This window comes from Streptomyces sp. NPDC037301, assembly GCF_055602785.1.
The window spans coordinates 348717-355129 of record NZ_JBVJWD010000005.1 but is presented as its reverse complement, the minus strand read 5'-3'; the positions used below and the strand labels follow the sequence as shown (position 1 = coordinate 355129).

Sequence of the window (6413 nt, the reverse complement as noted above, 5' to 3'; positions counted from 1 at the left end):
GCGGCCCTGCTGGTGGCGACGTTCATCGCCCTCTGAGCAGGGCCGCGCCCGCGTCCGGGGGCTCAGAGCCCGTCGGGTGACCTCTGATCGGGCGGCCACGGCCTGGCACGCACGCTTCCGGCGAAGGTCACCCGACAGGCTCTCAGCCGGTGTTGCGCAGACCCGCGGCGACACCGTTCACGGTGAGCAGCAGGGCCCTGGCGAGCAGCGGGTCCGCTTCCTCGCCGCGTGCCGCCGCCTCGCGCTGGCGGGCCAGCAGCGAGACCTGGAGATAGGAGATCGGGTCCAGGTAGGCGTCCCGGATGGCGAAGGTCTGCTGGAGCACCGGGCTGGTGCCGAGCAGTTCGGAGCCGCCGGTGACCCTCAGGACCTCCTGGACCGTGAGCGCGTGCTCGGCCTCGATGTCGGCGAAGACATGCTTCAGCTCGTCCGGTACGAGTGTGTCGACATAGTGGCGGGCGATCCGCAGGTCGGTCTTGGCGAGCGTCATCTCCACGTTCGAGATGAAGTTCCGGAAGAAGTGCCACTGCTCGTGCATCTCGTCCAGAACGGTGCCCGGACCGGCCTCGCGCAGCGCCTTGAGCCCGGAGCCGACGCCGTACCAGCCGGGCACGATCTGCCGTGACTGGGTCCAGCCGAAGACCCACGGGATGGCCCGCAGCCCGTCCAGACCGGCGCCGGAGTCCGGACGCCGCGACGGACGCGACCCGAGGTGCAGCTCCGCGAGCTGGTCGACCGGGGTGGAGGCGAAGAAGTACGCGGGCAGGTCCGGGTCCTCGACCAGCCTGCGGTACGCGGCGTGCGCGGCGTCGGAGACGGTGTCCATCGCCGCGTCCCAGCGGGCCAGGGCCTCGTCGGACTGGCGGGGCGCGGTGTGCAGCGCGGAGGCCTGGAGGGTGGCCGCGACGGTCAGCTCCAGGTTCTCCCTGGCGAGTGCCGGGATGAGGTACTTGTCGGAGATGACCTCGCCCTGCTCGGTCACCTTGATCTCGCCTTCGAGGGTGCCCCACGGCTGCGCGAGGATCGCGTCGTGCGAGGGGCCGCCGCCGCGGCCGACGGTGCCGCCGCGGCCGTGGAAGAGCCGCAGCCGTACGCCGTAGCGGTGCGCGACGTCACGCAGCCGGCGCTGCGCCCGGTGGATCTCCCACTGCGAGGTGGTGATGCCGCCGAACTTGGAGGAGTCGGAGTACCCGAGCATGACCTCCTGCACATCGCCGCGCAGCGAGACGAGGCGGCGGTAGGACGGGTCGGCGAGCATCTCGTCGAGGATGACGTCTGCGGCGCGCAGCTCGTCGGTGGTCTCCAGGAGCGGCACGATGCCGATCTTGGCCCAGCCGCCGTGCAGGTCGAGCAGTCCGGCCTCGCGGGCCAGGACGGCGGCCGCGAAGACGTCGTCGGCGCCCTGGCACATCGAGATGATGTACGACTCGATGACCTCGGGGCCGAACCGCTCGAAGGCTTCCTTGACGGTGTGGAAGACGCCGAGGGTCTTCTCGCCCGCGGCGTCCAGCGGGGCCGGGGTCGGGGCGAGCGGGCGGCGCGAGCGCAGTTCCTTGGCGAGCAGCTTCTGCCGGTAGTCGCGCGGCATGTCGGCGTAGCGCCAGGACTCCTCGCCGAGCCGGTCGAAGAGCTGGCCGAGGGCGTGGTGGTGGGCGTCCGCGTGCTCGCGTACGTCCATGGTGGCGAGCTGGAGACCGAACGCGGCGAGCGTGCGGATCGTGCGGTCCATCCGCCCGTCGGCGAACAGGCCGCCGCGGTGCTCGCGCAGCGAGGTCTGGATGAGTTCCAGGTCGGCGATGAGCTCGGCGGTGCCGAGGTAGTCGCAGCCGGGGCGGTGCGGGGTGCCGCCGGCGAGGCGCTCGCGGGTGTTGACGAGCTTCTGCCGGATGCAGGTGGCCTTGAGGCGGTACGGCTCCTCGGCGTTCAGCCGCTTGTAGCGCGGGCTGATCTCGGGGAGGCGCTCCAGGTCGGCCTGGAGCGAGGTCAGCAGCTCGTCGGTGGCGCCGGTGTAGCGGATGGAGTTGGAGAGCTGCCCGCGCAGGTGGTCGATGAGCTCCAGGGCGTCGGTGATGCCGTGCTCGTGCTGGAGGATCAGCACCTCCCGGGTGACGGCGGGCGTCACGTTGGGGTTGCCGTCGCGGTCGCCGCCGATCCACGTACCGAAGGTGAGGGGGCGGGTGCCCGCGGGCAGCTCGACGCCGACCCGCTCCAGCTCGGCCGCCAGGTCTTCGAGTACGTCCCCGACGGCGCCCGTGTGCAGCTCGTCGAGGTAGTAGATGGCGTTACGGGCCTCGTCGGCCGGCTCGGGCCGGACCACGCGCAGCTCGTCGGTCTGCCAGATGAGGTCGATGTTCTCGGCGAGCCGCAGATCCTGGCGGCGCCGGTCGGCGTCGATGACGGGCGTCTCCAGCAGCTCGGCGATGCGGCGGAGCTTGTTCAGCACGGAGCGCCGCGCGGCCTCGGTCGGGTGCGCGGTGAAGACGGGCCGTACGTTGAGGTTCTTGACGGTCTCGCGCAGGTGGACCGGGTCCGCGTCCTTCAGCCGGTCGGCGGTACGGGCAAGGAGACCGCCCTCGGCGGCTCGCCGGTCACGCATCTCGTGGGCGCGGTGGACCTGCTCGGTGACGTTGGCGAGGTGGAAGTAGGTGGAGAAGGCGCGCACGAGCTGCGCGGCGGTCTCCAGGTCCGTGTCGCCGAGGAGTTCGGCCGCGGCCTCACCGTCGGTGCGGGTCAGGGCGCGGACCCGCTCGACGAGGTCGAGGAGCTCCTGGCCCTCCTGGCGTACGAGGGTCTCGCCCAGCAGATCACCGAGGCGGCGGATGTCGGCGCGCAGCTCGGGGCTGGCGGCGGGGGTCTGGTCGGCACTGCTCACGGTGTGCGGCTCCTTGCAGTGGTTGAGCACGGGGATCTCCGGGGCCTGGTGCTGACGGCACCCCGGGAAGCAGAGTGCGGACCGCGCTGTCCGACCCCACCAGGATAGGTGTCCACGCCGTCGGCACCGCTCGCGCCCCGAACGGGTTTCCCCTTCACGGGGGCCCGTCGCGCTCTCGTGCAGCGGGCCTCCGCGCTGCCATACTTACGTAGCCGTAGGTTACGGATGCGTAGCCAGAGCTGTCCGTCGTATTCCTCATCCCCAGGGGACTCCCCCATGAACACCAGCCCCGCTGTGATCGACGACACCCAGCCATCGGCGGCCGACGGCCAGGTCCTTCCCTCCGCCACGCTCGGCGGGGACGACAAACGGTCGGTCGAACAGATCGCCCTTCTGCTGTTCATCGTGGTGCCGTTCGTGGCGCTGGTCGCCGCAGTGCCGCTGGCCTGGGGCCGAGGCGTGAGCTCGCTCGATCTGGGTCTGCTCGTGGCGATGTACTTCATCGCCTGCCACGGCATCACGATCGGTTTCCACCGCTACTTCACCCATGGCTCCTTCAAGGCGAAGCGCCCGCTCCGCATCGCTCTGGCCGTCGCGGGTTCGCTGGCCGTGGAGGGCCCGCTGGTGCGCTGGGTGGCCGACCACCGCAAGCACCACCGCTTCTCCGACGCGGAGGGCGATCCGCACTCGCCGTGGCGTTTCGGCGAGAGCCTCCCCGCCCTGATGAAGGGCCTGTGGTGGGCGCACATCGGCTGGATGTTCGACGAGGAGCAGACCCCGCAGCAGAAGTACGCCCCCGACCTGGTCAAGGACCCGGCGATCCGCGGGATCTCCCGCCACTTCCTCACCTTCACGATCGTGTCGCTGGTGTTCCCGCCGCTGGTCGGCGGTCTGGTGACGATGTCGTGGTGGGGCGCGGCGACCGCCTTCTTCTGGGGCTCTCTTGTACGGGTGGCCCTGCTGCACCACGTCACCTGGTCGATCAACTCCATCTGCCACGCGGTCGGCAAGCGCCCCTTCAAGTCCCGTGACCGGTCCGGCAACGTGTGGTGGCTCGCGGTCCTGTCCTGCGGCGAGTCCTGGCACAACCTGCACCACGCGGACCCGACGAGCGCGCGCCACGGCGTGATGAAGGGCCAGATCGATTCGAGCGCCCGGCTGATCCGCTGGTTCGAGAAACTGGGCTGGGCGTACGACGTGCGCTGGCCGGACTCCGCCCGGATCGACTCCCGCCGTATCGACTCCCGGCGCGACCCCGCGCGCGCCGACGCGGCATGATTGACGACGTGGCGACCGACTCCAGCACCAGCAGCGAGAACAACCGTCCCCCCTCCGCCCGGCGCACCCGCCGGGTGAGGATGACCGGCAAGGAACGCCGCGAGCAGCTGCTGGACATCGGCCGCACCCTCTTCGCCGACAAGGGCTTCGAGGGCACCTCGGTCGAGGAGATCGCGGCCCGGGCCGGCGTCTCCAAGCCGGTCGTCTACGAGCACTTCGGCGGCAAGGAGGGCCTGTACGCCGTCGTGGTCGACCGCGAGATGCGCCAGCTCCTCGACATGGTCACCGGCGCCCTGACCGCGGGCCACCCCCGCGAGCTCCTGGAACAGGCGGCGTTCGCCCTGCTCGACTACATCGAGACGTACACGGACGGCTTCCGCATCCTGGTCCGCGACTCCCCCGTCGCCCAGTCGACGGGCACCTTCGCCTCCCTCATCAGCGACATCGCCACCCAGGTGGAGGACATCCTGGGGCTGGAGTTCAAGGCCCGCGGCTTCGACCCGAAGCTGGCCCCGCTGTACGCCCAGGCGCTGGTCGGCATGGTCGCCCTGACCGGCCAGTGGTGGGTCAACGCCCGCAAGCCGGAGAAGGCGGAGGTCGCGGCCCATCTGGTGAACCTGGCCTGGCACGGCCTGGAGAACCTGGAATCGAAGCCGCGGCTGGTAGGGCACCGCAAGAGCTGAGGGGTCGGCGTGCAGGGGCCGGCTGCGGACTCCGCCGAGCAGCGCGGCGAACGCGTCGCCGGGTACGGCCGGCACAGGGCTGTGCGCGACCTTCGAAACCCGGATACCGGACCCGCGAAGGGGTCTACGACGACTGATCCGTCGGCTGGCCGGTGGACCGGCGGACGCGGTTCCGGCGGTCGTACGCCTCCTGGGCCGCCGCCCGCAGCCGCACGTAGAAGGGGTTGTCCTGGCTGGTCTGCCACATGTGCAGATAGATCAGCATCTGGTTGAGCACGGTGTCGTACTCGACCAGCGTGCCGGACGCGTCTCCGGCCGCCTTGCCCCAGCCGACCAGGCGCTCCTTCTGAGCTACGGTGATTTTGCCTGCCTTCTCGAAGGAGTCCGCGTACCGCTCCAGCTTGTGCGGCTGAGCGCCGTAGCCCAGCTTTTCCTCCAGCATCCCTCGCTGGAATTTGTCGAACTCGGAGTTTCCGGCCAGCGCCGCCTTCAGATCGCTGAGCGCCTGCTTGCGCTCGGCCGCCAGCGCCGCGACCTCCGCATCGGTCGCCCCGGACTGCACCAGCTCCATCACCGGGCTGCTGCCGAACGCCTGGTGGGCCGCGACATGGGTCAGCTCGTGGGCGATGTGCCCCAGCAGGAACGAGGTGCCACCCCTGGCCTGGGTGTCGACGTTGAACGTGAACGCCGGGCCGCCGCCGTCGGTGGCCGGGTTGAGCTTCATGCCCGGCATGCCGCCCTGCGGGTACTGCATCCTGGTCACCAGGGGCACCACGGCCATCAGTTCCCCGATGACGGCGCGCGTCTCCTCAGGTAGCGCCGGGTCCTCACGGAGCGCCCCCAGCTTCCGGACGAAGTCGCCCATCATGGCGTGGAACCGGTCCGCGGGGACGGCCTGCGCCGCCTTCTGGGCCTCACCGGCCGGCATGCGGATGTCGAGGTCCGGGTTCTTCCCCTCACTCATCATGAGGTCGAGTTCGGTCAGCAGGCCCCGAAAGACCGCCTCGGGGTCCAGCTGTGCCTGCGCCGCCGCGGCCTGCTGGCCGAGCTGCTGGGCGCCCCCTACACGCGACCCGCCCTCGGCCTTGTGGGCGGCGTAGTCGCCGCACGCCTTGACGATGTCCTTGAGGGCGAGCAGCCGGGCGCCCTGTCTGGCGTCCGGCAGGGCGTAGAAGGCCCTGAGCGACTCGTCCACCTTGGTGATCTCGGAGCGGCCGCGCGGCCCGAAGGCCGCCGTGCTCTGCTTGAAATCGTCCTCGGTCATCATCCGGGACACCGTGATCAGCTGCGATACGGCCGCGTTGCCCATGGTGCTCTGCAGATCCGTGAAGGTGCGAGGGCCGCGGCTGTTCCGTACGGGGGACGCGGGCGGCGTGCTGTGTGTCTGCCCGGGGCTCTCGTGGGTACGCATGGAGCCACGCTAGGTGGGCGCAGGCGCGGTGGCCCAGGGACGGAAGGGCACGGTGGGGGCAATACCCTTTGCCTTCAGGGCACTTACGGGCCGAAGCGCCCGCGACGACGGCCGACCTCCGAGGCCCGCGACCGCGACGCCGAGCCGCAGAAGTGCTCCTTCACGTGGA

The 6413-nt window shown here is 70.7% G+C and carries 4 protein-coding genes; 2 read left to right on the top strand and 2 right to left on the bottom strand.

The window, feature by feature from the left end; translation table 11 throughout:
- Nucleotides 1-142 precede the first annotated feature (142 nt).
- A complete protein-coding gene (gene ppc, locus ACZ7IB_RS12275; protein WP_470911835.1) occupies nucleotides 143-2872 on the bottom strand; it encodes a phosphoenolpyruvate carboxylase in 2730 nt (909 codons plus the stop codon).
- A gap of 276 nt (nucleotides 2873-3148) precedes the next feature.
- Here ppc and ACZ7IB_RS12270 point away from each other — a divergent pair, with 276 nt between their 5' ends.
- Both ACZ7IB_RS12270 and ACZ7IB_RS12265 read left to right on the top strand, forming a co-directional pair.
- Nucleotides 3149-4150, top strand: a complete 1002-nt coding sequence (locus tag ACZ7IB_RS12270) for an acyl-CoA desaturase (RefSeq protein ID WP_470911833.1) — start codon at nucleotides 3149-3151, stop codon at nucleotides 4148-4150.
- Complete coding sequence (locus tag ACZ7IB_RS12265; protein WP_470911831.1) at nucleotides 4147-4833, top strand: TetR family transcriptional regulator; 687 nt, start codon at nucleotides 4147-4149, stop codon at nucleotides 4831-4833. The genes ACZ7IB_RS12270 and ACZ7IB_RS12265 overlap by 4 nt, the downstream gene beginning before the upstream one ends.
- 124 nt (nucleotides 4834-4957) lie before the next feature.
- On the opposite strand, the gene ACZ7IB_RS12260 is transcribed toward ACZ7IB_RS12265, so the two are convergent.
- Nucleotides 4958-6244: a hypothetical protein gene (locus tag ACZ7IB_RS12260; protein ID WP_470911829.1), complete on the bottom strand. Its 1287-nt coding sequence runs from the start codon at nucleotides 6242-6244 to the stop codon at nucleotides 4958-4960.
- Nucleotides 6245-6413: the final 169 nt, after the last annotated feature.

Excerpts from the sequence above, each read along its gene's own strand:
- ACZ7IB_RS12265 (WP_470911831.1), top strand. The coding sequence starts at position 4,147 with ATGATTGACGACGTGGCGACCGACTCCAGCACCAGCAGCGAGAACAAC.
- ACZ7IB_RS12270 (WP_470911833.1), top strand. The coding sequence starts at position 3,149 with ATGAACACCAGCCCCGCTGTGATCGACGACACCCAGCCATCGGCGGCC.
- ACZ7IB_RS12260 (WP_470911829.1), bottom strand. The coding sequence starts at position 6,244 with ATGCGTACCCACGAGAGCCCCGGGCAGACACACAGCACGCCGCCCGCG.